This is a genomic window from Streptomyces sp. NPDC022552, from assembly GCF_055561875.1.
Genome location: NZ_JBVHGJ010000002.1, coordinates 223,338 through 248,856, shown reverse-complemented (window position 1 = coordinate 248,856; position 25,519 = coordinate 223,338). Strand labels below are relative to the sequence as shown.

General features: G+C 71.5%; 23 protein-coding genes. 11 read left to right on the top strand and 12 right to left on the bottom strand.

Translation table 11 applies throughout. The features are described from left to right. Positions 1–249: 249 nt before the first annotated feature. The gene (gene dusB / locus ACZ3OF_RS05980) at positions 250–1,386 is read right to left on the bottom strand and encodes a tRNA dihydrouridine synthase DusB (protein ID WP_467303087.1); all 1,137 of its coding nucleotides are present in this window, start codon (positions 1,384–1,386) and stop codon (positions 250–252) included. A gap of 52 nt (positions 1,387–1,438) precedes the next feature. Here dusB and ACZ3OF_RS05975 point away from each other — a divergent pair, with 52 nt between their 5' ends. Further along, positions 1,439–2,887: an MFS transporter gene (locus ACZ3OF_RS05975; RefSeq protein WP_467303085.1), complete on the top strand. Its 1,449-nt coding sequence runs from the start codon at positions 1,439–1,441 to the stop codon at positions 2,885–2,887. On the opposite strand, the gene ACZ3OF_RS05970 is transcribed toward ACZ3OF_RS05975, so the two are convergent. Beyond that, on the bottom strand, positions 2,851–3,765 hold the full coding sequence (locus ACZ3OF_RS05970; protein WP_467303083.1) for an MmyB family transcriptional regulator: 915 nt from the start codon (positions 3,763–3,765) through the stop codon (positions 2,851–2,853). The genes ACZ3OF_RS05975 and ACZ3OF_RS05970 overlap by 37 nt on opposite strands. Before the next feature lie 101 nt (positions 3,766–3,866). On the opposite strand from ACZ3OF_RS05970, the gene ACZ3OF_RS05965 reads away from it, so the two are divergent. Next, positions 3,867–5,324, top strand: coding sequence for an MFS transporter (locus tag ACZ3OF_RS05965; RefSeq protein ID WP_467303081.1), 1,458 nt, complete (start codon positions 3,867–3,869; stop codon positions 5,322–5,324). A gap of 139 nt (positions 5,325–5,463) precedes the next feature. Here ACZ3OF_RS05965 and ACZ3OF_RS05960 read toward each other — a convergent pair whose 3' ends face one another. Beyond that, a complete protein-coding gene (locus ACZ3OF_RS05960; protein WP_361679975.1) occupies positions 5,464–5,673 on the bottom strand; it encodes a DUF6243 family protein in 210 nt (69 codons plus the stop codon). A gap of 254 nt (positions 5,674–5,927) precedes the next feature. Between ACZ3OF_RS05960 and ACZ3OF_RS05955 the strand changes: the two genes are divergently transcribed. Together ACZ3OF_RS05955 and ACZ3OF_RS05950 are read left to right on the top strand one after the other, a co-directional pair. After that, the gene (locus tag ACZ3OF_RS05955) at positions 5,928–6,962 is read left to right on the top strand and encodes an aldo/keto reductase (RefSeq protein WP_361679972.1); all 1,035 of its coding nucleotides are present in this window, start codon (positions 5,928–5,930) and stop codon (positions 6,960–6,962) included. A gap of 29 nt (positions 6,963–6,991) precedes the next feature. After that, positions 6,992–7,579: a TetR/AcrR family transcriptional regulator gene (locus tag ACZ3OF_RS05950; RefSeq protein WP_361679969.1), complete on the top strand. Its 588-nt coding sequence runs from the start codon at positions 6,992–6,994 to the stop codon at positions 7,577–7,579. A gap of 87 nt (positions 7,580–7,666) precedes the next feature. Here ACZ3OF_RS05950 and ACZ3OF_RS05945 read toward each other — a convergent pair whose 3' ends face one another. Beyond that, the gene (locus tag ACZ3OF_RS05945) at positions 7,667–9,049 is read right to left on the bottom strand and encodes a glycine--tRNA ligase (RefSeq protein ID WP_361679966.1); all 1,383 of its coding nucleotides are present in this window, start codon (positions 9,047–9,049) and stop codon (positions 7,667–7,669) included. Positions 9,050–9,225: 176 nt separating this feature from the next. Here ACZ3OF_RS05945 and ACZ3OF_RS05940 point away from each other — a divergent pair, with 176 nt between their 5' ends. Genes ACZ3OF_RS05940 through ACZ3OF_RS05925 form a run of 4 tightly spaced genes read left to right on the top strand, consistent with a single transcriptional unit; the run spans position 9,226 to position 12,367 of the window. Beyond that, a complete protein-coding gene (locus ACZ3OF_RS05940; protein WP_467303077.1) occupies positions 9,226–10,209 on the top strand; it encodes a metal ABC transporter substrate-binding protein in 984 nt (327 codons plus the stop codon). Between the two features lie 23 nt (positions 10,210–10,232). Next, positions 10,233–11,003 carry a metal ABC transporter ATP-binding protein gene (locus tag ACZ3OF_RS05935; RefSeq protein WP_361679960.1) on the top strand — a complete coding sequence of 257 codons (771 nt, stop codon included), beginning with the start codon at positions 10,233–10,235 and terminating at the stop codon, positions 11,001–11,003. A 10-nt stretch (positions 11,004–11,013) separates the two neighbouring features. Continuing rightward, on the top strand, positions 11,014–11,910 hold the full coding sequence (locus ACZ3OF_RS05930; RefSeq protein ID WP_361680088.1) for a metal ABC transporter permease: 897 nt from the start codon (positions 11,014–11,016) through the stop codon (positions 11,908–11,910). A gap of 46 nt (positions 11,911–11,956) precedes the next feature. Next, positions 11,957–12,367, top strand: coding sequence for a Fur family transcriptional regulator (locus ACZ3OF_RS05925; RefSeq protein ID WP_361434950.1), 411 nt, complete (start codon positions 11,957–11,959; stop codon positions 12,365–12,367). Between the two features lie 87 nt (positions 12,368–12,454). On the opposite strand, the gene ACZ3OF_RS05920 is transcribed toward ACZ3OF_RS05925, so the two are convergent. The 4 genes from ACZ3OF_RS05920 to ACZ3OF_RS05905 form a co-directional block, all read right to left on the bottom strand. After that, positions 12,455–13,000, bottom strand: coding sequence for a YcxB family protein (locus tag ACZ3OF_RS05920; RefSeq protein ID WP_361679958.1), 546 nt, complete (start codon positions 12,998–13,000; stop codon positions 12,455–12,457). A 107-nt stretch (positions 13,001–13,107) separates the two neighbouring features. Further along, positions 13,108–13,932, bottom strand: coding sequence for an isoprenyl transferase (locus ACZ3OF_RS05915; RefSeq protein WP_361435166.1), 825 nt, complete (start codon positions 13,930–13,932; stop codon positions 13,108–13,110). Between the two features lie 19 nt (positions 13,933–13,951). Then, the gene (gene recO, locus ACZ3OF_RS05910; protein WP_352187931.1) at positions 13,952–14,701 is read right to left on the bottom strand and encodes a DNA repair protein RecO; all 750 of its coding nucleotides are present in this window, start codon (positions 14,699–14,701) and stop codon (positions 13,952–13,954) included. Between the two features lie 49 nt (positions 14,702–14,750). After that, complete coding sequence (locus ACZ3OF_RS05905) at positions 14,751–14,966, bottom strand: hypothetical protein (protein WP_352187930.1); 216 nt, start codon at positions 14,964–14,966, stop codon at positions 14,751–14,753. A gap of 828 nt (positions 14,967–15,794) precedes the next feature. Here ACZ3OF_RS05905 and ACZ3OF_RS05900 point away from each other — a divergent pair. Beyond that, positions 15,795–17,168 carry an FAD-dependent oxidoreductase gene (locus ACZ3OF_RS05900; protein ID WP_361679954.1) on the top strand — a complete coding sequence of 458 codons (1,374 nt, stop codon included), beginning with the start codon at positions 15,795–15,797 and terminating at the stop codon, positions 17,166–17,168. Positions 17,169–17,228: 60 nt separating this feature from the next. Here ACZ3OF_RS05900 and ACZ3OF_RS05895 read toward each other — a convergent pair whose 3' ends face one another. From ACZ3OF_RS05895 to ACZ3OF_RS05885, 3 genes are all read right to left on the bottom strand, one after another. After that, entirely contained in the window at positions 17,229–17,885 is a 657-nt protein-coding gene (locus tag ACZ3OF_RS05895; RefSeq protein ID WP_361679951.1) for a response regulator transcription factor, read from the bottom strand. Continuing rightward, positions 17,882–19,078: a sensor histidine kinase gene (locus ACZ3OF_RS05890; protein ID WP_467303071.1), complete on the bottom strand. Its 1,197-nt coding sequence runs from the start codon at positions 19,076–19,078 to the stop codon at positions 17,882–17,884. Before ACZ3OF_RS05890 ends, ACZ3OF_RS05895 begins: the two co-directional genes overlap by 4 nt. A gap of 64 nt (positions 19,079–19,142) precedes the next feature. Continuing rightward, complete coding sequence (locus ACZ3OF_RS05885) at positions 19,143–21,194, bottom strand: MMPL family transporter (RefSeq protein WP_467303069.1); 2,052 nt, start codon at positions 21,192–21,194, stop codon at positions 19,143–19,145. Between the two features lie 246 nt (positions 21,195–21,440). Between ACZ3OF_RS05885 and ACZ3OF_RS05880 the strand changes: the two genes are divergently transcribed. Further along, positions 21,441–23,204 carry a helix-turn-helix transcriptional regulator gene (locus tag ACZ3OF_RS05880; protein ID WP_467303067.1) on the top strand — a complete coding sequence of 588 codons (1,764 nt, stop codon included), beginning with the start codon at positions 21,441–21,443 and terminating at the stop codon, positions 23,202–23,204. Positions 23,205–23,336: 132 nt separating this feature from the next. Continuing rightward, positions 23,337–24,737 carry an FAD-binding oxidoreductase gene (locus ACZ3OF_RS05875; protein ID WP_467303065.1) on the top strand — a complete coding sequence of 467 codons (1,401 nt, stop codon included), beginning with the start codon at positions 23,337–23,339 and terminating at the stop codon, positions 24,735–24,737. A 16-nt stretch (positions 24,738–24,753) separates the two neighbouring features. On the opposite strand, the gene ACZ3OF_RS05870 is transcribed toward ACZ3OF_RS05875, so the two are convergent. Beyond that, the gene (locus ACZ3OF_RS05870; protein ID WP_361679936.1) at positions 24,754–25,446 is read right to left on the bottom strand and encodes a TerB family tellurite resistance protein; all 693 of its coding nucleotides are present in this window, start codon (positions 25,444–25,446) and stop codon (positions 24,754–24,756) included. Positions 25,447–25,519 lie beyond the last annotated feature (73 nt).

The window sequence follows — 25,519 nt, the reverse complement described above, 5'->3', positions numbered from 1 at the left end:
TAACTGACGAGTAGCTTCCGCTTTCAGACTCCGAAGCTCCTTTGACTCAAACCCAAGGTTACCCGCTCACATGAGCGGCTTCTCCAGCACTTGCGTTCAACTATTGAATGCAAGAGGGGTGGCACCCAGTGCCACCCCTCCATAAGTACAACGCCTCGTAATCTGCTCATCTGAGCACCACCCCTATCAAGGGTGGCGAGGATCACGCCGAACTTCGGCCCGATTTTCCACGATCCGGACGCCCGCGGGTCACCCTCCGGACGTGTCCAGCTCAGCCTCCTCGCTGACACCCGCACAGTCGTACGGGTCCTTCAACCAGCCATCCGGCAGCACCACGCGGTTGTTGCCCGACGTGCGGCCACGCGGGCCGTCCGCACCCGCCGGCCACGGCTGGTCCAGATCCAGCTCGCTCAACTGAGCGCTCAGTTCGTCCAGGGACGAGGTGATCGCCAGCTTCTTGCGCATCTCGGAACCGACCGAGAAGCCCTTCAGGTACCAGGCCACGTGCTTGCGGAAGTCGATGACACCGCGCGACTCGTCCCCGAGCCACTCGCCGAGCAGCCGGGCGTGCCGCACCATCGCGTCCGCGACCTCCCGGAGCCCCGGCTGGGCGTACGCACCCGTGCCCTCGAAGCCCGCCACGAGGTCGCCGAAGAGCCACGGTCGTCCCAGGCAGCCGCGCCCCACGACCACGCCGTCGCAGCCGGTCTCGCGCATCATGCGCAGCGCGTCGTCCGCCGACCAGATGTCGCCGTTGCCGAGCACCGGGATCTCCGGCACGTGCTCCTTGAGGCGCGCGATGGCGTCCCAGTCCGCCGTACCGCCGTAGTGCTGCGCCGCCGTCCGCCCGTGCAGGGCGATCGCCGTCACGCCCTCCTCGACCGCGATCCGGCCCGCGTCCAGGTAGGTGATGTGGTCGTCGTCGATGCCCTTGCGCATCTTCATCGTGACCGGCAGGGCGCCCGCGTTGGACACGGCCTCGTTCAGGATCGCGCGCAGCAGCGGCCGCTTGTACGGGAGGGCCGAGCCACCGCCCTTGCGGGTCACCTTGGGGACCGGGCAGCCGAAGTTCAGGTCGATGTGGTCGGCCAGGTCCTCGTCCGCGATCATCCGCACGGCCTTGCCGACCGTCACGGGGTCGACGCCGTACAGCTGGATCGACCGCGGCTTCTCGCTCTCGTCGAAGCGGATGAGCTGCATGGTCTTCTCGTTGCGCTCGACCAGCGCCCGCGTCGTGATCATCTCGCTCACGAACAGGCCCTTGCCGCCGCTGTACTCACGGCAGAGGGTGCGGAAAGGGGCGTTGGTGATGCCGGCCATCGGCGCGAGGACCACCGGCGGCTGCACGATGTGCGGCCCGATGGCGAGAGGGGAGAACGCGGTCATTCAGCCATTGTCGCGCACTGCGGCAGTCTTTAGGCAGCCGTACGATCCGCACATGCCCGAGCTCACGTCTGCGCCGCTCAGCCGGGACCGGAAACGGGTCGTCCTCGCGATCTGCTGCATGAGCCTGCTGATCGTCAGCCTGGACAACACCGTGCTGAACGTCGCGCTCCCCGCCATGCAGCGCGACCTCCGCGCCTCCGTCTCGGGCCTGCAGTGGACCATTGACGCCTACACGCTGGTCCTGGCGTCGCTGCTGATGTTCGCCGGCTCGACCGCCGACCGGATCGGCCGCCGCAAGGTCTTCGTGTCCGGCCTGGTCCTCTTCACTCTCGGCTCGCTCCTCTGCTCGCTCGCGCCCAGCCTGGAGACCCTGGTGGTGTTCCGGATGATCCAGGCGGTCGGTGGATCGATGCTCAACCCGGTCGCCATGTCGATCATCACCAACACCTTCACCGAGCCGGCCGCGCGCGCCCGGGCCATCGGGCTGTGGGGCGGGGTGGTCGGCGTCTCCATGGCGGCGGGTCCGGTCGTCGGCGGACTGCTCGTCGACTCGGTGGGCTGGCGCGCCGTGTTCTGGATCAACCTGCCGGTCGGCCTCGCCGCACTGCTCCTGACCCTGCGCTACGTCCCCGAGTCCAAGGCGCCCAGGCCCCGCCGCCCCGACCCGGTCGGCCAGCTGCTCGTCGCCGCGTTCCTCGGCTCGCTCACGTACGCGATCATCGAGAGCAGCATCCCCGTCGCCGGCGTCGCACTGGCCTCGCTCGCCGGGCTGCTGCTGTACGAGCCCAGGCGCGGGGAGCCTCTGATCGACCTGCGGTTCTTCCGGAGCGCCCCGTTCAGCGGTGCCACGATCATCGCCGTCAGCGCGTTCGCCGCCCTGGGCGGGTTCCTCTTCCTGAACACGCTCTATCTCCAGAACGTGCGGGGGCTCTCCGCCCTGGACGCCGGCCTGTACATGCTGCCGATGGCGTCGATGACCCTGGTCTTCGCCCCGCTCTCCGGGCGGCTCGTCGGGGCGCGCGGACCGCGTCTGCCGCTGCTGATCGCGGGAACGGCGATGGCGGCCGGCTGTCTGCCCTTCGCCGCCTTCGAGGCCGAGACCCACGATCCGATGCTCTTCGCCGGGTACGTGGTCTTCGGGATCGGCTTCGGCATGGTGAACGCCCCGATCACGAACACCGCCGTCTCGGGCATGCCCCTCTCCCAGGCCGGGGTGGCGTCGGCCGTGGCCTCCACCAGCCGGCAGATCGGCCAGACGCTCGGCGTCGCCGTCGTGGGGGCCGTCCTGGCCGCCGGGGTCGGCACGCTCTCCCGTACGGAGGACTTCGTCGCGGCGAGCAGGGGCGGCTACTGGATCATGACCGGCTGCGGTCTCTGCGTCCTTCTGGTGGGGGCGCTGACCAGCGGGACGTGGGCGAGGGGGACGGCCGAGCGGACGGCGCGGCGGCTGGAGGCGGAGGAGGCTCAGACACCGGCGGGCGCGGCCTCTGCCTCCTCCTGACGCACGAGCCGCAGGAGCCGCTCCACGCCCGCGCGTGACTCCGCGTCCACCGGCACGTACGTCACCAGGCGCGGCCCGGAGGTCGGTCCGAGCCACGTGTTGGTGTGTTCCAGGTGCAGCGTCCCGACATACGCGTTGCGGATGATCTTGGTACGGCCGCCCTGGGCCACCACCTCGTGGCGCGCCCAGATCTCCCGGAACTCCGGCGAGGCCGCCTCCAGCCGGTGCAGCAGCGCCTTCCAGGCGGGCTCGGCGAGGTGCTCGGCCATGGAGGCCCGGAACTTGCCCGCCATCGCGCGCGTGACGTCCGGCAGTTCGGCGACGGCCGCCCGCCACTCGTCGTTGGTGAAGGCCAGCCAGATGCAGTTGCGGTCCTCGCGCGGCAGCGTGTCAAGGTCGCAGAGCAGCCTCCCGTACGTGCGGTTGTGGGCGAGGATGTCGTACCTGCTGTTCTGGATGCAGGCGGGCATCGGCTCCAGCTGGTCGAGCATCGCGCGCAGGGCGGGCGTGACGGTCGGGCAGGGCGACTCGGGGTGCGGATCGGTCTCGCCGCCGAGGGCGAAGAGGTGGGTGCGCTCGGTCGGGTCGAGCAGCAGGGCGCGGGCGAGGGCGTCGAGGACCTGCGGGGAGACATGGATGTCCCGGGCCTGCTCCAGCCACGTGTACCAGGTGACGCCGACGGCGGAGAGGTGCGCGACCTCCTCGCGGCGCAGCCCGGGCGTGCGGCGGCGCCGGCCTCGGGGCAGGCCGACCTGTTCGGGGGTGATGCGCTCGCGGCGGCTGCGCAGGAACGCGGCGAGTTCGTGCCGCCGGACGTCGGTCTGCGCTCCGGCCTCCGTGACTCGCGTGCGCGTGGTCTCCACCGCCATGGTCGTCATGCTCCCAGGGTGCCGGGGCGCTCAGCCCATTTCCAGGTAGTGCTTGTACCAGGATAAAGACACTCTGGTACCAGGCTGAGTGGGGAGGGATCGTCGAGACCGTGCGTACTCCAGCCTCCCCCTCCGCCACCGCTCCCGCCCCCGCCTGCGGGACCGGCGCCGTCGTCGATCACACGGCGCCCGTCCTCGGTCCCCTCGGACTCTTCACCGTGCTCCTGGGCGCCGCGCTGCCTCTGATCGACTTCTTCATCGTCAACGTCGCCCTCCCGACCATCGACCACGACCTGGCGGCCGGTCCGGCGATGCTGGAGCTGGTCGTGGCCGGCTACGGACTTTCTTACGCCGTGCTGCTCGTCCTCGGCGGGCGGCTCGGCGACCTCTTCGGCCGCCGCCGGCTCTTCCTCGCCGGCATGGCCGCCTTCGGCGTGACCTCGCTGGCCTGCGGCCTCGCGCCGGACGCCTGGACGCTCGTCGGGGCGCGTGTGGCACAGGGTGCCTCGGCGGCGCTGATGCTGCCGCAGGTCCTCGCGACCATTCACTCCTCGACGACGGGGGCGCGGCGCGCGAAGGCGCTGAGCCTGTACGGAGCCACCGCCGGGCTCGCGATGGTGGCCGGCCAGATCCTGGGCGGGGTGCTCGTCGCGGCCGACCTCGCGGGCAGCGGCTGGCGGGCGATCTTCCTGGTCAACGTGCCGGTGGCGGCCGCCGGGCTGCTGCTCGCGGTACGGACCGTCCCGGAGACCCGCTCGGAGCGCCCGGCGCCGGTCGACGTCCCGGGCACACTGCTCCTCGGCCTCGCGCTGCTCACGCTCCTCGCCCCTCTCACAGAGGGGAAGGCGGCGGGCCGGCCACTGTGGACCTGGGTCGCGCTCGGGATCTTCCCGTTCGCCGCGGGGGCGTTCTGGTGGGTGGAGCTGCGGGCCGACCGGCGGGGCCGTACGCCGCTGGTACCGCCGAGCCTGCTCGGTCTCCTCTCGCTGCGCCGGGGGCTCGCTCTGGTCCTGCCGTTCTCGATCGGCTTCGGCGGCTTCATGTTCGTGATCGCGGTGGCGCTCCAGCAGGGTCTGCGGATGAGCGCGGTGGTCTCAGGTCTGGCGCTGGTCCCGATGGCGGTGGCCTTCTTCGGGGCCTCGCTGGCGGGTCCTCGGCTGGTACGGCGCTGGGGCACCCGGATCGTCACGGCGGGCGCCCTCGTACAGGCTCTCGGCATCGGTCTGCTCGCCCTCGCGGCCTGGGGGTCATGGCCGGACCTCTCGGCCTGGAGCCTTCTGCCGGGCATGGCGGTCGCGGGGCTCGGCCAGGGCCTCCAGCTCCCGGTCCTGTTCCGGGTCGTCCTCTCCGAGGTGCCGGCGGACCGGGCGGGCGTGGGCAGCGGCGTCATGGTGACCACCCAGCAGTCCGCCCTGGCCCTGGGCGTGGCGACGCTCGGCTCGCTGTTCCTGTCGCTGTCGGCGTCCGGCTCGATGGGCACGGCGCTGACGGTGACGCTCCTGATCCAACTGGTGGGGGTACTCCTCACCGCCCTGATGAGCCTGCGGCTGCCGCGCGTCGTGGGCTAGGCCGGGAACAGGGTCGCGAGCCGGTCCGCGAGCCAGGCCGCATGCCGGGGTCGCGAGCCGGTCCGCACGCCGGGGGCAGACGCACGTGGGCCCGGGTCACCTTCCGTGACCCGGGCCCACGCCGTCGTACCGGCCGCGCCTACTCCTGGCCGCCCGTGGTGTCCGCGGCGGCGGTCTCGGTGCCTTCGGCGCCCAGCGCGCGCTCGCGCATCTTCTTCAGCAGCTCCTGCTTCTGGTCGACCGCGGCCTTGCGGTCGGCGTTGCTGCTCTGAACGGCGCCCTGCTGGTCGCGGGACAGCTTCTTGCGCTGTCCGCCGACACCGAGCAGGTTGTTACGGCCCTTGGCCATGGGGTTCTCCCATTGATGAGAAGTGGTGAGGGGATCGTCCGGCGGGGGCGGGCGTCGAGGCCCGCCGCGCTCTCACTCGTAGATCTGGAAGAACGAAGACATGTCGTAGACGCTACCCCGCCCAGGAGCCTCGGTCACACCGTTTTCCTCTCCACCATCCGCACGAATGACAGATGTTGAAATCTGTCAGCCGTCATGCCATAGTTGTCATGCGTCGTTCCCCGGCGTTCCGCGTCCCTCCCGAGGAGACCCCCATGACCTCCACCCGCACCCTCCCGACCCGCCGCCTCGGCACCACCGGCCCCCAGGTGTCCGCCCTCGGCCTCGGCTGCATGGGCATGTCCGCGCTGTACGGCGAGAGCGACCGCGCCGAGTCGATCGCGACCATCCACGCCGCGCTCGACGCCGGGATCACGCTCCTCGACACCGGCGACTTCTACGGAATGGGGCACAACGAGCTGCTGATCGACGAGGCCCTGCGCACTGCCCCCGCGGCCGCCCGCGAGCAGGCCCTGACCAGCGTGAAGTTCGGCGCCCTGCGCACGGTCGAAGGCGGCTTCACCGGCTATGACGGCCGCCCCGCCGCGGTGAAGAACTTCGCGGCGTACTCCCTGCAGCGCCTCGGCACCGACCACATCGACATCTACCGGATCGCCCGCGTCGACCCCGACGTGCCGATCGAGGAGACGGTGGGTGCGATCGCCGAGCTGGTCGATGCCGGACACGTCCGCCACATCGGGCTCTCCGAGGTCGGCGCGGACACACTGCGCCGGGCGGCGGCCGTCGCCCCGATCGCCGACCTCCAGATCGAGTACTCCCTGATCTCCCGGGGCATCGAGGAGAAGATCCTGCCGACCGCGCGCGAGCTGGGCATCGGCATCACGGCGTACGGCGTGCTCTCGCGCGGCCTGATCAGCGGTCACTTCACCCGTGACCGCGAGCTCACCCCGGGCGACTTCCGCGGGATGTCCCCCCGGTTCCAGGGCGACAACCTCGACCGGAACCTGGACCTGGTGGACCAGCTGCGCGCCATCGCCGAGGCCAAGGGCGTGACGGTCGCGCAGACCGCGATCGCCTGGGTCCTGGCGCAGGGCCCCCTGCACGGCGCCGACATCGTGCCGCTGATCGGTGCCCGCCGCCGGGACCGGCTCACGGAGGCCCTCGGCTCCCTGGACCTCACGCTGGACACCGCCGACCTGGCCGCGATCGAGCGGGCCGTCCCCGCGGGCGCGGCGGCCGGCGAGCGCTACCCGGCGGCCCAGATGGCCCACCTGGACAGCGAGCACTGACGGTCCGGGCTGACAGGTACTGTCATTCCATGGCCGCCACCGAGACCCTGACCGCAGAGCGCATCCTCGAAGCAACCGAGGAGGTGCTGCGCCGGTACGGCCCGGCGAAGGCGACGGTGGTGGACGTGGCCCGGGTCCTCGGCGTCAGCCACGGCAGCGTCTACCGCCACTTCCGTACGAAGGCGGCGCTGCGGGAGGCGGTGACGGCGCGCTGGCTGTCCCGTACGGAAGCCACGCTCGCCGAGCTGACCGGTTCCACGGGCCGGCCCGCCCCGGAGAAGCTCCGCGCCTGGTTCACCGGGCTCTTCGACGCCAAGCGCCACAAGGCGGGCGACGACCCGGAGCTGTTCGCCACCTACGAGGTCCTGCTCGACGAGAACAGCGGAGTGGTCGAGGACCATCTGGGCGTGCTGGTCGGCCAGGTGCGCGAGATCGTCGAGGAGGGTGTCCGGGGCGCCGAGTTCACCGCCCCCGACGCGGACACCACGGCCCGCGCCCTCTTCGCCGCCACGGCCCGCTTCCACGATCCGTCCTACGCCCCGGAGTGGCAACGCCCCACGATCCAGGCGGAGTTCGACGCGGTGGTGGACCTCCTCCTGCGCGGCCTGCGCCCGTAGCCCGGAACGACGCCGAAACCCCGGCAGATACGCCGAAGCCCCCGGTTCCAGTGGAACCGGGGGCTTCGGCGTAGGCGATCAGGCAGGTCAGCAGCCGAGGAGGCGGCTGCCCAGGTAGCCCTGGATCTGGTCCAGGGAGACGCGCTCCTGCTTCATGGTGTCGCGCTCGCGCACGGTCACCGCGTTGTCGTCCAGGGTGTCGAAGTCGACCGTGACGCAGAACGGCGTACCGATCTCGTCCTGGCGGCGGTAGCGGCGGCCGATGGCGCCCGCGTCGTCGAACTCGATGTTCCAGTTCTGCCGCAGGTCGGCGGCGAGGCCCTTGGCCTTCGGCGACAGCTGCGGGTTGCGGGAGAGCGGCAGGACGGCGACCTTGACCGGCGCGATGCGCGGGTCGAGACGCATCACGGTGCGCTTCTCCATGACGCCCTTGGCGTTCGGGGCCTCGTCCTCGTTGTACGCGTCGAGCAGGAAGGCCAGCATCGTGCGGCCGACACCGGCGGCCGGCTCGATGACGTACGGCGTCCAGCGCTCCTGCGTCTCCTGGTCGAAGTAGAACAGGTCGTTGCCGGAGGCCTTGGAGTGCGCCTTCAGGTCGTAGTCGGTGCGGTTGGCGACACCCTCGAGCTCGCCCCACTCGCTGCCGCCGAACTGGAAGCGGTACTCGATGTCGGCGGTGCGCTTCGAGTAGTGGGAGAGCTTCTCCTTCGGGTGCTCGAACCAGCGCATGTTCTCCTCACGGAGACCCAGGCCCGTGTACCAGTTCCAGCGCTGCTCCATCCAGTACTCGTGCCACTGCTCGTCCTCGCCCGGCTTGACGAAGAACTCCATCTCCATCTGCTCGAACTCGCGGGTGCGGAAGATGAAGTTGCCCGGAGTGATCTCGTTCCGGAAGGACTTGCCCATCTGCGCGATGCCGAACGGGGGCTTCTTGCGCGAGGTCTGCTGGACCTGGCCGAAGTTGGTGAAGATGCCCTGGGCGGTCTCGGGGCGCAGGTACGCGACCGAGCCGGAGTCCTGGGTGGGGCCGAGGTGCGTGGAGAGCAGACCGGAGAACTGCTTGGGCTCGGTGAAGGTGCCCTTGTTGCCGCAGTTGGGGCAGTTCAGGTCCGTGAGGCCGTTCTCGGGGAGACGGCCGTGCTTCTCCTCGTACGCCTCCTCCAGGTGGTCCGCGCGGTAGCGCTTGTGACAGGAGGTGCACTCGGTCAGCGGGTCGGTGAAGGTGGCGACGTGGCCGGAGGCCTCCCAGACCTCGGTGGCCAGGATCACCGACGAGTCGATGCCGACGACGTCCTCGCGCGCGGTGACCATGTAACGCCACCACTGGCGCTTGATGTTCTCCTTGAGTTCGACACCCAGCGGTCCGTAGTCCCAGGCGGCACGCTGGCCGCCGTAGATCTCGCTGCACGGGTAGACGAAGCCACGGCGCTTGCTCAGGCTGACGATGGTGTCGATCTTGTCGGCGGCCACGGTGCTCTCTTCATTACGACGACGAAGTGCGAATGCTTCAGGTTACCGGCGCCCGCACCCCCCGTATCAAATCGGCCCGGCCCTCGCGCGCAGGCGGACGGGGCAGGGCGGCGCGTGTCAGGGAACACAGGAAGGGCAATTGACAACCGTTTCCAACTTTGTTGAAAATGAGTGTCATGAACGTACGCCGTCTGATACCCACCACCGCCGTCGCCGGAGCCGTCGCGCTCGGTCTCGTGACCCTGTCCGCGTGCTCCGGAACGTCCGACGCCGCCGACAAGGCGAACGGCAAGCTCAGCGTGGTGGCGTCGTTCTACCCCATGCAGTACCTGGCCGAGCAGATAGGCGGCGCGCACGTCTCCGTCGAGACGCTCACCGCGCCGGGCGTCGAGCCGCATGACCTGGAGCTCAAGCCGAGGCAGATCGGCTCGCTCGGCGACGCGGACTACATCCTCTACCTCAAGGGCGTCCAGCCCGCCGTCGACGAGGCGATCAAGCAGGCGGGCGTCCAGCACACCGTCGACGCCGCCACCCTCACGAAGCTCGAAGCGCACGGCACCGAGGGCGGCCACGACCACGGCGCCGAGGAGCACGGCCACGAGGAAGAGGGCCACGACCACGGCCACGAGTCCGAGGCCGGTGCCGACCCGCACATCTGGCTCGACCCGGTGAAGTACGCCGAGGTCGCCAAGGGTGTCGGCGCCTCGCTGGAGAAGGCCGACCCGGACCACGCCGCCGACTACAAGAAGAACACCGACGCCCTGGTGAAGAAGCTCGGTGACCTGGACACGGCGTTCGAGACCGGCCTGAAGAACACCACCACCAAGACCTTCATCACCACGCACTCCGCCTTCGGCTACCTCGCCGAGCGCTACGGCCTGGACCAGGAGGGCATCACCGGCCTCGACCCCGAGTCCGAGCCGAGCCCCGCCCGCGTCCAGGAGCTCCAGTCCATCGCGAAGCAGGAGAAGGTCTCCACCGTCTTCTTCGAGACGCTCGCCAGCGACAGGACCGCGAAGACCCTCGCGAAGGACACCGGCCTCAAGACCGACGTCCTGGACCCGCTGGAGGGAATCACGGACCGGTCCAAGGGCGATGACTACATCGAGGTCATGCAGTCCAACCTCACCGCGCTGAAGAAGGCCCTCGGCGCCAAGTGATCCACGCACAGCAGGAGGCACCCGTGAGCGCGCCCGACACGCCCGTCATATCCGTCCGCGGAGCCACGGCGACCCTCGGCGCGCGCCCCGTCCTGCGCGGCGTCGACCTCGCCGTACACCCCGGCGAGGTCGTCGCGCTGCTCGGCGCCAACGGCTCCGGCAAGTCCACCGCCGTCCGCGCGATCATCGGCCAGGTGCCGCTGACCGGCGGCGCGATCTCCCTCTTCGGCACCGAGCAGAAGCGGTTCCGCGAGTGGGCCCGCGTCGGCTACGTACCGCAGCGCACCACCGCCGCCTCCGGCGTCCCCGCCACGATCCGCGAGGTCGTCTCCTCCGGCCGGCTCTCCCGCCGTACCTTCGGCTGGCTGACCAAGGCCGACCGGGCCGCCGTCGACCGGGCCATCGAGCTCGTCGGCCTCGCCGACCGCGCCAAGGACTCGGTGAGCGCCCTCTCCGGCGGCCAGCACCAGCGTGTCCTGATCGCCCGCGCGCTCGCCTCCGAGCCCGAGCTGCTGATCATGGACGAGCCGATGGCGGGCGTCGACCTCGCCAGCCAGGAGATCCTCGCCGGCACCCTGCGCGAGCAGGTCGCGGGTGGCACCAGCGTGCTGCTCGTGCTGCACGAGCTGGGTCCCCTGGAGCCGCTGATCGACCGGGCCGTGGTCCTCCGCGACGGCTGTGTCGTCCACGACGGCCCGCCGCCGCAGGCCGTCGGCCAGCACGCGCTTCCCGGCCACGACCACGTCCATCCGCACGCGGCCGGTGAGCCGCTCCGTACGGGTCTGCTGACCTGAGGAAGCTGACCTGATCATGGAATTCCTCGAACCCGCCTTCATGCAGCGGGCGCTCCTCGCCGCAGTCCTCGTCGGCATCACCGCGCCCGCAGTCGGCATCTTCCTCGTCCAGCGCCGCCAGGCGCTGATGGGCGACGGCATCGGCCATGTCGCCATGACCGGTGTCGGCCTCGGCTTCCTGCTGAACAGCAGCCCGGTGTGGATGGCCACCCTGGTCGCCGTCGCGGGCGCCGTGCTGATGGAGCTGATCAGGACGTACGGGCGCACCCGCGGCGACCTCGCGCTCGCCCTGCTCTTCTACGGAGGCATGGCGGGCGGCGTCATGCTGATCCAGGTCGGCGGCGGCTCCAACGCCAACCTCCTCTCGTACCTCTTCGGCTCGCTGTCCACGGTGTCGTCCGAGGACGTCACCGCGATCGCCGTCCTCGCCGCCTTCGTCGTCCTGGTCACCATCGGCCTGCGCCGTCAGCTCTTCGCGGTCAGCCAGGACGAGGAGTTCGCCCGCGTCACCGGTCTGCCGGTGCGCGCCCTGAACCTGCTCGTCGCGATCACGGCGGCCGTGACCGTCACGGTCGCGATGCGGGTCGTCGGTCTGCTGCTCGTCAGCGCGCTGATGGTGGTGCCGGTGGCGGCGGCGCAGCAGCTGTCCCGCTCGTTCCGCGCGACCTTCGTCCTCGCGATCGTCATCGGCACCGGTGTCACGCTGACGGGCACCGTGACCACGTACTACCAGGACCTGCCCCCGGGCTCGCTCATCGTGCTGCTCGCGATCGGCGTCTTCATCGTCCTCACGGCGCTCTCGGCGCCCCTGGCCAGGCGCCGTGCCCGGGCCGCCGAGGCGGCCACGAAGGCGTGTGACGCACAGGTCCCGCTCACCCGTCGGCCGACGGACGACGTCACGGTCTAGCAGCCTGGCAGAATGGCGGGGGCGACGACATCACTAGGAGGCCCCTGTGGCGACGGCAGGACCCCCCGTACGCGGCCGCTCGACGAAGCAGCGGGCCGCGGTCGCGGCGGCACTGAACGAAGTGGACGAGTTCCGCAGCGCCCAGGAGCTGCACGACATGCTCAAGCACCGCGGCGACTCCGTGGGCCTCACGACGGTGTACCGCACGCTCCAGACCCTCGCGGACGCGGGCGAGGTCGACGCGCTGCGCACCAGCGACGGCGAGACGGTCTACCGCCGCTGCTCGACCGGCGACCACCACCACCATCTCGTCTGCCGCGTCTGCGGCAAGGCGGTCGAGGTGGAGGGCCCGGCGGTGGAGCAGTGGGCGGAGACGATCGCGTCGGAGCACGGATTCGTGAACGTGGCGCACACGGTCGAGATCTTCGGCACGTGCGCGGAGTGCGCGGCCAAGTAAGACCGCGCAGCGACACGGACGAGGGGCCCCGCCGGAGAGATCCGGCGGGGCCCCTTCCGCGTACCCGCGTTTGTCGCGTACGGCGGTTCAGACCCGATTGCTGTACCGGTCGAGCACGGCCCGCAGTCGATCGATCTCCATCGGGTCCGCGACCCCGCGCTTCGGCAGGACGACCAGGCCGATGCCGTGCTTGTCGGGGGTCAGCAGGACGAAGAGATCACGTGTCTCGGCGTACCGGGTGAGCATCGTCCACCGGTACGTGGTGTCGCTGTCCCGAGACACCACGCGCACCCCGGCCTCGGCGACGAAGCCCCGGAACTCCCCCTGCGGGCCGAACATCCGGTGCACCTGGCGCCCCTGGATGCTGGGGATCATCACGTACGTGCCGGCGATCAGCGCCAGCGCGAGAAGGCAGATCACGGTGGTGCCCAGGCTCGGCCCCTTCGGCCCCAGGAACGTCAGGGCGAAGGCAAAGCACATCAGGCCCCCGGCGGCCAGCAGGACGCCGTTCTGCAACCGTCCCGCCGGCGTGGCGCGCATCCGGGCACGGAGCGCCTCCGTCGCGTCGGAGACCACGGGCAGATAAGCCAGCTCCACGGTCTCCGGCGTCGTTTCGTACTGCTCTTCGGTCACGGCCCCTCCCGGCCTCGCGCAACTGAGAGCGGTGATCGTAGCGGCGCCGGGGTGGCTGACCGTGGCCCCGGGGCTCAGGCCGGGGCCACCGGCTCTCGCCGGGCCGCTCAGCCCTTGTCGAGGACGGCCATGTCCGCCGCGTCGACGCCGCCGAAACGGCGGTCGCGGGAGGCGTACTCCACGCAGGCGCGCCACAGGTCGCGGCGGTCGAAGTCCGGCCACAGGACGTCCTGGAAGACCATCTCCGCGTAGCTGCTCTGCCAGATCAGGTAGTTCGAGGTGCGCTGCTCGCCGCTGGGGCGCAGGAACAGGTCGACGTCCGGCATGTCCGGGTAGTACAGGTACTTCTGGAAGGTCTTCTCGTTGACCTTCGCCGGGTCCAGCCTGCCCGCCGCCACGTCCTCCGCGATCTTCTTCGCGGCGTCGGCGACCTCGGCGCGACCGCCGTAGTTCACACAGAAGTAGAGCGTCATCGCGTCGTTGCCGACGGTCTGCTCCTGGGCGACCTGGAGCTCCTGGACGACCGACTTCCACATCTTCGGCATCCGGCCGACCCAGCGGATGCGGATGCCCAGCTCGTCCATCTCGTCACGCCGGCGCCGGATGACGTCCCGGTTGAAGTTCATGAGGAAGCGGACCTCCTCGGGGGAGCGCTTCCAGTTCTCGGTGGAGAAGGCGTAGAGGGAGAGGTTCTTGACGCCCATCTCCAGGCAGCCCTTGAGCACGTCGAGGACCACGCCCTCGCCGACCTTGTGGCCCTCGGTGCGCGGCAGGCCGCGCTCCTTGGCCCAGCGGCCGTTGCCGTCCATCACGCAGGCCACGTGGTTGGGCACCAGCTCGGCGGGGAGCTTCGGCGGACGGGCACCGGAGGGGTGCGGCTCGGGGACCTTGTACTCCCGGCGCTGCCGTCCGAGGATTCCGCGTCGTGCGATGGCCATGGCGATGGATCTCCTAGCTCTTCTCTACATACCGCAGCGAGCGCAGGCCGCGCTCCAGGTGCCAGTGCAGATACGCGGACACCAGCCCGCTCCCCTCCCTGACGTGACGCGGCTCGCACGCGTCCGCAGTCGCCCAGTCGCCGGTGAGCAGCGCACTGAGCAGGCCGATGGCCTCCGGAGAGGGTACGACGCTGCCGGGCACCCGGCAGTCGCCGCATATGACGCCGCCCGCCGCGACCGAGAAGAACCGGTTGGGGCCGTGCAGCCCGCACTTCGCGCAGTCCTCGAAGCTCGGCGCGTAGCCGTTGACGGCCAGGGAGCGGAGGAGGAAGGCGTCGAGGATGAGATGGGGCGCGTGCTCGCCCCGGGCGAGGGTGCGCAGCCCGCCGACGAGCAGCAGGTACTGCTGCACGGCCGGCTCGCCCTCGTTGTCCGTGAACCGCTCGGCCGTCTCCAGCATCGCCGTCCCGGCGGTGTAGCGGGCGTAGTCGGTGACGATCCCGCCGCCGTACGCGGCGATGGTCTCGCTCTGGGTGCAGAGGGGGAGCCCGCGCCCCACGAGATCACTCCCGCGGGCGAAGAACTGCACGTCGACGTGGGAGAAGGGTTCGAGCCTGGCCCCGAACTTCGACTTGGTCCGCCGCACCCCGCGCGCCACGGCGCGTACCCGGCCGTGACCGCGTGTGAGCAGTGTGATGATGCGGTCCGCTTCACCCAGCTTCTGGGTGCGCAGCACGATGCCGTCGTCGCGGAACAGACTCATGCGGCCCATTCTCCCGTACGGGAGGAGTGGTCAGGGGCCGAAGCCAGGCTCATGGCACCTCGCCCCGGCTCCGCGCGTTCGCGTGCGCGGTCGCGGCGCGGAGGCGCTCGGCCGAGGTGGCCTCACGGACCCCCTCCGGCTCCGCGTCCCACTCCCGACCGCCGCCCAGCGGCCGCAGCTGGATGTACGGGCCCTCGTGCCCCATGACCGTGCCCACCCGCCCGGTGCGGATCTCGACGGCGTACGACCCGATGGGCAGTTTCATGACCGGCCCCTTTCCCCTGGCTGTACGGCGACGGCCGGCAGCCGTTCCGTTTCCACCGTGCAGCGTCCCAATTCGATGAGCGGCCGCGGGGGTTCGGCGGCGAGGTCCCCCGTGGGCGGTCGCTCGCCCAGTTCCTTCACAACGCATCTCTCCCTGAATCCATTTCCGGATTTCCGCATCCAGGGCGGGGCCGGATCCGTAAAATCGACAGATGCGCAGGTCCAGCAACTGCGGCGCATCGATTGGGTGTTAAGTCATGGCCAAAGGCGGCGAACCTTCCACAGGGGGCGCTCGGCAGACTGGTGTTCGTATCAGGCGGATACCTCGGACCGTTCGAGCGGGGAATCCGAAAACGAATCAACGCGGCGCCGCAAACCGGCGGTATTTTCGAACGCACGCGGTGCGAGCTCATCGACAAGTCGCCGTAAGCGGAGTATTTCCAGGAGATGGCCGAGCCGGAGGCGGCGGGACCCCCGCCGGGCCGCCCTCGCCACGAGCACGGCCGAGCTGCGCCGGTAGCCCGACCTGAGCGCGGCGAACGTACCCCACGCCCCGAGCGGCAAGGTGTCGAGCGCGAGTCCGACCGTCGTGACCGTGTCCGCACCCCGGTCCGCCGCGGCCGCCAGGAGGAGCAGCACGACGGCGGGCAGAACGGCGACCACCAAGGGCGGCGGCAGCCATGGACCCCAGCCTTCCTTGGGGAAGCCATAAGTCCGCCTTATGAGGCCATAGACCGGGGGCGGGTACCGGCTCGCTCAAGGCGTTATTTAGGGTGACCTAAGTGACGACAGCCATCGTCGTCGCGTCGTTTTGCGAAGGGAACCTGACATGCCCCGCCCTCTCCGGGTCGCGATCGTCGGCGCCGGCCCCGCCGGGATCTACGCCGCCGATGCGCTGCTGAAGTCCGAGGCCGCCGCCGAGCCGGGCGTGTCGATCGACATCTTCGAGCGGATGCCGGCCCCCTTCGGTCTCATCCGGTACGGCGTCGCGCCGGACCACCCGCGCATCAAGGGCATCATCACGGCCCTGCACCAGGTCCTCGACAAGCCGCAGGTCCGCCTCTTCGGCAACGTCGACTACGGCACCGACGTTCACCTGGACGACCTGCGCGCCTTCTACGACGCCGTCGTCTTCTCCACCGGTGCGATGGCCGACCGCGAGCTGAGGATCCCCGGCGTCGAGCTGGACGGTTCCTTCGGCGCCGCCGACTTCGCGTCCTGGTACGACGGCCACCCGGACGTCCCGCGCACCTGGGAGCTGGAGGCCGAGAAGGTCGCCGTCCTCGGTGTGGGCAACGTGGCCCTCGACATCGCGCGCATCCTCGCCAAGACCGCGGACGAGCTGCTGCCGACCGAGATCCCGCCGAACGTCTACGACGGCCTGAAGGCCAACAAGGCCGTGGAGATCCACGTCTTCGGCCGCCGTGGCCCGGCGCAGGCGAAGTTCAGCCCGATGGAGCTCCGCGAGCTGGACCACTCGCCCACCATCGAGGTCATCGTCAACCCCGAGGACATCGACTACGACGAGGGCTCGATCGCCGAGCGGCGCAAGAACAAGCAGACCGACATGGTCGCCAAGACCCTGGAGAACTGGGCGATCCGCGACATCGGCGAGCGCCCGCACAAGCTCTTCCTCCACTTCTTCGAGTCGCCGGTCGAGATCCTCGGCGAGGACGGCACGGTCGTCGGCCTCCGCACCGAGCGCACCGAGCTGGACGGCACGGGCAACGTCAAGGGCACCGGCCGGACCACGGACTGGGACGTCCAGGCCGTCTACCGCGCCGTCGGCTACCTCTCCGACGAGCTGCCCAAGCTTCCCTGGGACACCGCCTCCGGCACCGTCCCGGACGAGGGCGGCCGCGTGATCGAGGAGGGCGGCGCGCACCTGGCGTCGACGTACGTCACCGGCTGGATCCGCCGTGGCCCGGTCGGTCTCATCGGCCACACCAAGGGCGACGCCAACGAGACGGTCGCGAACCTGCTCGACGACTTCGCAAACGGCCGGCTCCTCACCCCCGAGACCCCCGAGGCGGACGCGGTCGTCGCCTTCCTGGAGGGCAAGGGCATCACGTACACGACGTGGGAGGGCTGGTACGCCCTCGACGCCGCCGAGAAGGCGCTGGGCGCGCCGCAGGGTCGCGAGCGCGTGAAGATCGTCGAGCGCGAGGACATGCTCCGCGCGAGCGGCGTCGAGCTGGGCTGACCCCGGTCGTGCGCTTCCCGGGCCCGCGTCGGTCAAGTGCCGGTGGGGGCCCGGTCCGTCTCAGCGACTCGGTGCGACCAGGCCCGACTCGTACGCGGAGATGACCAGTTGGGCCCGGTCCCGGGCCCCGAGCTTGCCCATGATCCGGCTGACATGGGTCTTCGCCGTGAGCGGCGAGAGCCCCAGCGCCTCCGCGATCTCCGTGTTGTTCAGCCCCCTGGCCACCAGCGCGAGCACTTGGCGCTCGCGGTCCGACAGCCCCTCCGGCCCTCCCGTCACCGGCGTGTCCGGGGTCGCGAGGACCCTGGCTATCAGCCGGGCCGTCGGGCCCGGGGAGAGCAGGGACTCCCCCGCAGCCACCGTGCGGATCGCCGCGAGGAGCTCGGCGGGGCGGATGTCCTTGACCACGAAGCCCGAAGCACCCGCCCGCAGCGCCTCCACGATGTGCTCGTCCGTGTCGTACGTCGTCAGGACCAGCACCTTCACCCCGGCCAGGTCCTCGTCGGCGGCGATCAGCCGCGTCGCCCCGATCCCGTCCAGCTCGGGCATCCGGACGTCCATGACCACCAGGTCCGCCCGTGCCGAACGCGCCAGCTCCACCGCCTCCTTGCCGTTGGCCGCCTGGCCCACGACCTCCATGTCGGGTGCCGAGTCGACGAGCATCGCGAACGACGCCCTGACGAGCGTCTGGTCGTCCGCGAGCAGGACACGGATCACACCGCCACCTCCTTCGCCACGAGCGGCAGCGCCGCCGTGACCTCGAACCCCCCGCCGGCGCGCGGGACCGCGCTCAGTGTGCCTCCCACACTCCGCGCCCTCTCCCGCATCCCGAGGATCCCGTACCCGGAACCGCCCGACCCGCCCGACCCGCCCGACCCGCCCGAGCCGCCCGCGGCCTCCGCGCCGCCCGAACCACTCCCCGACGCGCCGCCGTTGGTCACCCGTACCGTCAACACCTCGTCCGCCAGCCCCACATCGACCCGCACACCGACGTCCGCACCCCCGTGACGGACGGCGTTGGTCAGGGACTCCTGCACGATCCGGTACGCCGCCGCCCCCACCGCCGCCGGGACCTTCGCGCCGCCGGTCCGCAGCGACAGGTCCGCGCCCGAGGACCGTACGAGATCGGGCAGCGAGGCGAGATCCGGCAACGGGCCCTCCGGGGCCGCCCGCAGCACGTCCAGGGTCGTCCGCACCTCGGAGCGTGCCTCCCTGCACGTCTCGGCGATCCCGTCGAGCGCCCGGACCAGCGCCTCCCTGTCGAGCCGGTCCGGATCGGCGACCAGGACGTGCGCGGCGACCGACGTCTGCACCCCGATCAGGGTGATCGAGTGTGCCAGCAGGTCGTGCAGGTCCCTGGCTATGCGCAGCCGCTCCTCGGCGGCCTTCCGCTCCGCCTCCTGCTCCGCCCGCTCGACCACACCCGCCACCAGCTTCCGGTAGAGCCGGATGCTCGCGCCGAAGCCCAGCACGGCGATCGACCAGCCGGAGACCCGCAGCAACTCCACGATCTCGTGCGGGTTCACGAATATCTGCATCGTGAGCGTGATCGACGTGACCGAGAGCCCCACGAGCAGCGTGCGGCGCGGAGGGCCGGTGGCCGCGACCGTGTACAGCGCGGTCATCGAGGCCGGTATCGGCGCCAGGTGCATGTAGTCCAGCCCGTGGTACGGGGCGACGCAGGCCACCACGGCCAGCAGCACCGGCATGGGTGCCTTGCGCCGCCAGGCCAGCGGGACGTGCGCGGCCAACAGCAGTGCCCAGCCCACCAGATCCGGCCGGCGGCCGTCGTCGACGGTGAGCGCGATCACCGCCGCCACGGCCGCGAAGACCGCGGCAGCCGTCGCGTCGCACCGCACCGGGTACGGCGCTGCCTGTGGGTCACGGGTGAAAGCCGCTGCGAAGTCCATGACGTTCATCCTCCCCGCGGGCGGGGGCTCCTGACAGTCCGGGGAGCCCCCCACCCGCCCCTGATCACACCCGTACGGGCTGCCGCTCGGACTCCGAACCGGCCGCCGGCGCGGGCCTCTTGGCCAGCGGACCCGGCCACCACACCTTCCGGCCGAGCAGCACGCTCGCGCTCGTGACGAGGTACGTGCGGACCAGGAAGGTGTCGAGCAGGACGCCGACCGCGATCACGAATCCGAGCTCCGCCAGCTGCACCATCGGCATGTTGACGAGGACCGCGAAGGTGGCGGCGAGGACGAGCCCCGCCGACGCGATCACCCCGCCGGTCGTACGCAGCGCCGTCAGGGCCGCGGCACCCGGCTCCGCACCGTTCAGGCACTCCTCGCGCATCCGGTGCATCAGGAAGATGCCGTAGTCCACACCGAGGGCGACGAGGAAGACGAAGGAGAGCAGCGCCAGGCCCGGGTCGGTCCCCTCGAAGCCGAAGAGGGGCTCGAAGACGAGTCCGCCGATGCCGAGGGCCGCGCCCCAGACGGCGACGACGGCGGCGACCAGGATCAACGGGGCGACGAGGCTGCGCAGCAGCACGATCAGGACGAGCAGGACGACGGCGATGACGAGCGGGACGACGATGTTCCGGTCGCCGGCGTTGGTGTCGGTCATGTCGAGCTGCTCGGCGCTCGGCCCGCCGACGTACACGCCGTCGCCGAGCGCGGTCCGCAGCTCCCTGATGGTCGTGGTCTCCGCCGCCGACTGCGGCGGGTGGGAGGCGATGACGGAGATCTCCGTCCAGCCGTTGCCGCTCCGGCCGCGTTCGGCCTTCGCGACGCCGTCGGTCGCCAGCGCGGTCCGCAGCGCCTCGGGGACCGCGTCGGTCGGGGCCACGACGGTGATCGGCTGGGTCCCCATCTCCGGGTACGCGGTGGCGAGCGTCTTCATCGCGGCGACCGCCTCCGGGGTGGAGGTGAAGGAGTCCTCCTGCTTGACGGCCCCCGGGAGGTTCAGCGCACCGAGCCCGAGCGCGGCCAGGGCGGCACCGCCCGCGACGAGGACGGCGAGCGGACGGCGGCCCGCCGAGGAGCCCATCGCCGCGAAGAGGGAGCGGCGCGCGGCCTTCGGCTCGCTTCCGTACGTGGGGATCAGCGGCCAGAAGACCCGCCGGCCGAGGACGACGAGCAGGGCCGGCAGGAGCGTCAGCATCGCGACGAGGGCGCACAGCACCCCGACGGCGGCCGTGGGGCCCATGCCCCGGCTGCTGTTCATGTCGGCGGCGAGCAGGCAGAGCATGCCGAGGGCGACGGTGCCGGAGGAGGCGAGGACGGCGGGGCCGCAGCCGCGCAGGGCGGTGGCCATGGCGTCGTACGGGCGCGGTGTGCGGCGCAGTTCCTCGCGGTAGCGGGAGACGAGGAGGAGGGCGTAGTCGGTGCCCGCGCCGAAGACGAGGATCGTCATGACACCGGTGCTCTGGCCGGAGACGCTGATGTCGAAGCCCTGGTGGAGGAGGTAGGTGACCGCCATGGAGAGGTAGTCGGCGACTCCGGCGACGACCAGGGGGACGAGCCAGAGGAAGGGACTGCGGTAGATGACGATCAGAAGTACGGCGACGACGGCGACGGTCGTGTAGAGGAGCGGGCCGTCGAGGGAGTTGTAGACCTCGCTCGCGTCGGTGGCGAGAGCGCCGGATCCGCCGACCTCGCCGCTGACCGTCTCGCGGATGTCGTGGACGAAGGCGTCCCTGGCCGCCTCGTCCGTACCGGGCTCGGTGCTGGACACGGCGTACAGGAGCGTGGTGCCGTCCTCGGAGGGGACGGGCCGGGGCATCGAGCCGAGCGGGTGCTCCGCGGCGACCTGTGCCACCTCGCGGGCGGCGGTGGCCTTGTCGGCGGGGGTCAGTCCGCCGTCGCGGTGGTAGACGAGCACGAGGTCGGTGGAGTCGCCCCCGGGCATCTGCTCGGTGATCTTCGCGACCTGGGTCGAGTCGGCGCTCGCGGGCAGGTAGTCGACGGCGCGGTCGCGCTGTACGTCGCCGAGCTTTCCGGCGAGGGGTGCGGCGAGGGCGATCACGATCACCCACAGGGCCAGCACCCCCCAGCCGACGGTCCTCTTACGGCCCTCCATCACGGGCTTCCCTCCGGTCGGTTCGGTCTTCTGGGTCGGTCTTCTGGGTCGATCCCAGATTCCCGTCGCCCGGAGACGGATTCGTCGCGCTGACGGCCGAGTTGGGGGCTACTGCCGGGGGCGGTACGGCGGCCCGGTTACTCCCGCGGGAGTACGTGAGGGGATACGCACCGGCACGGGAGGCCGTGCGCGCGGCGCGCTCCTATTCTGGAAGCACCGGCCGGGCCGGAAGGGAAGTGAGCGGCGATGGCCGTCCCCGTGGACGAGGCGCCCGCCGTCGAGCGGGCGAGGGACGCGGCGGCCCGGGAGGCGTGGGCCGAGGCGTACGTCCTGCTGCGCGAGGCCGACCTCCACCCCTCCGCCTCGCTGCACCCCGCCGACCTGGACCTCCTCGCGGACGCCGCCTGGTGGGCGGGGCACGTGGACGAGTCGGTCACCGCCCGGCTGCGGGCCCACGCGGGGTACGTGGCTGCGGGCGACCACCGCGGGGCGGGCCAGGTCGCGTGGTGGCTGCACTTCGAGTACCGCTGTCTGGGGCGGCCCGCCACGGCGGCCGGGTGGCTGCACCGGTCCCGGCACCACCTGGAGGGCGAGCCGGACTGCCCCGAGCAGTGCTTCCTCGCCTGGACGGACGCCGAGGAGGCACAGGAGCACCGCGACCCGGAAGCGGCACTGGCGGCGGCGCGGCGCATGGAGGCCCTCGCCCGTGACTCCGGCAGCCCGGATCTGATCGCCCTGAGCCGCCAGGCCCACGCGGCGGTCCTCCTCGCGAACGGCCGCAGGTCGGAGGGGCTGGCGCTCCTCGACGACGCGATGTGCGCGGTGACGGCGGGCGAGCTGAGCGGGATGTTCACGGGCTGGCTCTTCTGTCTGGCGCTGACCGAGTGCATGGAGGCGGCGGACCTCGGCCGGGCGGTGGAGTGGACGGACGCGGCGATGGCCTGGTGCGAGGTCCCGTGGTCCCAGCACGTCCGTACGGCGGGCACGGAGGGATCCCAGGAGGTGCCAGGGGCGGCGTCCGCGTCACCCTTCCCCACCCCCACCCCCGAGTCGGTCACGGACAACCCCTTCCGTGGCCTGTGCCGGATCCACCACGTCGAGGTGCTCGATCTGCGCGGGGCATGGGAGCTGGCCGAGGCCGAGGCGGCCCGGGTGTGCGCGGAGGTGCCGGTGGACAGTCTCGACGTCGCCGCCGAGGCGTACTACGCGGCCGGCGAGATCCGGCGGCGTCAGGGCCGCCTCGACGCCGCCGCCACCGCGTACGCGAACGCCCATGAACTCGGCCGTATCCCGCAGCCGGGGCTGGCTCTGCTGCGGCTCGCCCAGGGCAAGGCCGACGCCGCCGTGACGGGCCTGAAGCTGGCCCTGGCCTGTCGGAGCGACCCGGCCCACGACCTCCTCGGCCGGGCCCGGCTGCTCGCGGCGCGGACCGAGGTGGCGCTGGCCGTCGGGGACCAGGACGATGCCGCGGAGGCGGTCGCCGAGCTGGAGGCGCTGCCCGGTGAGGTGCCGCTCCTGCGGGCCGCCGCCGACACCGCGCGGGGCGCCCTCGGCCTGGCCCGCCACGAGCCGGCCGCCGTGCGGCCGCTGCGCCGGGCGCTGGCGGGCTGGCTGGAGCTGCGCGTCCCGTACGAGGCCGCGCAGGTACGGATGCTGCTCGCCGCGGCCGACCGGGCCGCGGGCGACGAGGAGGCGGCGCGGCTGGAGCTCATGGCGGCCCGGGCGGCCTTCGAGCGGCTCGGCGCGCTGCCCGACGCCCGTCGCGCGGCGGCCCTGCTGACGGCGGGGCGGCGGCACGCGCTCCCGGGCGGCCTGACGGCCCGCGAGGCGGAGGTGCTCCGGCTGGTCGCGGAGGGCGGCACGAACCGGGACGTCGCCCAGGCCCTGGTGATCAGCGAGCACACGGTGGCCCGCCACCTGAACAACATCTTCGCCAAGCTGGACGTGACCTCCCGTACCGCCGCCACGGCCTACGCCTACGCCCACGGTCTGGCCGGAGCCCCCGTATAGCCGCCTTACTGGCGGCCGGCCGCCGTACAGGCCGCACCCCCGTATAGGCCGTTTCGCCCATCCCAGGCCCACGCCCCGACATGGGTGGTTCGAGCGATGCCCCCGCCCGCGCCCCCGGCCTAGAACGGGTTCATGGACACCATCGACACGCTCACCCCCGGCGCCCTCACCGCCGGGCTCCCGCTCGACCCCCTCCGCGACTCCGTCCGCGGCGACGTCGTCGTCCCCGGCGACCCCGCCTACGACGAGGCCCGCCGGGTCTACAACGCCCTCCACGACCGCCACCCGGCCGTCGTCGTCCGCGCCTTGGACGCGGGCGACGTGATCGCCGGCGTCCGCTTCGCCCGGGACCACGCGCTGCCGCTCGCGGTCCGCGGCGGCAGCCACGCCGTCGCCGGTCACGGCACCGTCGACGACGGGCTGGTCGTCGACCTGTCCCGGATGCGCTCGGTCCGCGTCGACCCCCTGGCCCGTGCCGCCCGGGCCGACGGCGGCTGCACCTGGGGCGACTTCAACCACGCCACGCACGCCTTCGGCCTGGCCACCACCGGCGGCGTCGTCTCCAGCACCGGTATCGGCGGTCTCACCCTCGGCGGCGGGATGGGCAACCTGGCCCGCCGCTACGGGCTGAGCTGCGACAACCTCGTCGAGGCCGATGTGGTGACCGCCGAGGGCGCCCTCGTCACCTGCGACGCCGAACGGCACCCCGACCTCTTCTGGGCGCTGCGCGGCGGCGGGGGCAACTTCGGGGTCGTCACCTCGCTCGTCTACCGACTGCACCCGGTGGCGGACGTCCTGGGCGGGATCGCCCTGTACCCGCTCGACGGGGACGTGGCCCGGCGCTGGCGCGACATGATCACCGACGCGCCCGAGGAGCTCAACGCGATCTTCGTGATCGTCCTCGGTCCCGATCTGCCGTTCCTGCCGGAGCGCTGGCACGGACGCCCGGTCTGCGGCCTGCTGACCTGCTACAGCGGCCCCGCCACGGAGGACGAGAAGGTCCTCCGCCTCCTCGGCGAGCTGGGCCCCGTCATCGGGAGCCTCATGGAGCGGATGCCGTATCCGGTGGTCAACACGCTCTTCGACGACGAGCTCCCGCCGGGCCTCTACCACTACTGGAAGGGCAACTTCAGCCGCGATCTCAGCGACGGCGCCATCGACGTGCACATGCGCTACGGCCGGACGCTGCCGTCGATGGAGAGCGACACGGCCATCTTCCCGATCGACGGCGCGTGCCACCGTGTCGGCCCCGAGGACACCGCGTTCGCGTACCGCGACGCCTCGTTCTCGGCAGCGATCGGCACGACGCACACGGACCCGGCCGACAACGAGGCGAACATCGCCTGGACGCGGGAGTACGACCGGGATCTGCGGCCACACACCGAGGAGGCCGGCTACATCAACTTCATGGACACCGACGACCAGGACCGGGTGCGCGCCAACTACCGGCAGAACTACGACCGGTTGCGTGCGGTCAAGCGCCGCTACGACCCCGGCAACCTGTTCCGCCTCAACCACAACATCGAGCCGTGAGCGCCTTCCGGCCTCGCTACAGCAGCGTCCTCGCCGTGGCGAGGAGCCGGGCCGTGTCGTCGGAGCAGAGCGCGAGCGCGTTCCCGACGGTGTGGAGCACGTCCCGCTCCGCCGGGCTGTACGCCCCGTCCGCGAGCGCGATCCTCGCCCCCTGGAGCAGGATCGACTCGCGCCCGGAGGCCGCGAGATGCGGGGCGAGCGGCTCCAGGGCCTCGTGCAGCTCGATCGCCAGGGCCGCGCCGCCGCTGCCCGCGTCGGGCAGGAAGCGGCCGGTGTCTGCGGCGAGTGCCTCGACGAGGTCGGTGAGCTGGACCCCGGTGCACTCGTCGAATCCGGCGGCGCGGACCGCCGTGACGGCGGTGTCCACGGCGGTACGGGAAGAGGTGCCGCCCGCCGCGAGGACGGCCAGGGCGACCGTGTGCACGCCGTCGCGCAGCATGGCGGCGAAACGGCTCGTGGTCGGGTGGTCGAGCACGTCGGTACCGAAGTGCGTGTGGCAGGCGGTGCATTCGACGACCGGACCGGCGAGGCCGCGCGGCAGCAGGGGCACGCCCAGGACCGCGAACCGGCGGCGTCCCGTCCGCCTGCGGTAGTTACGGTCGCCGCCGCACTCCTCGCAGAAGAACTCGCCGTCCCCGACGGTGTTCCAGGAGGTACGAACGCCGCAGAGGATCACTTTTCGTCCGCGTGACTCTCGGGCAGACCGCACACCGCACCTCCCTTGACGAACCGGCGACTTTGCCGACGTGGGGAGTGATGTTAGCCACATCCTTGATGTGGCG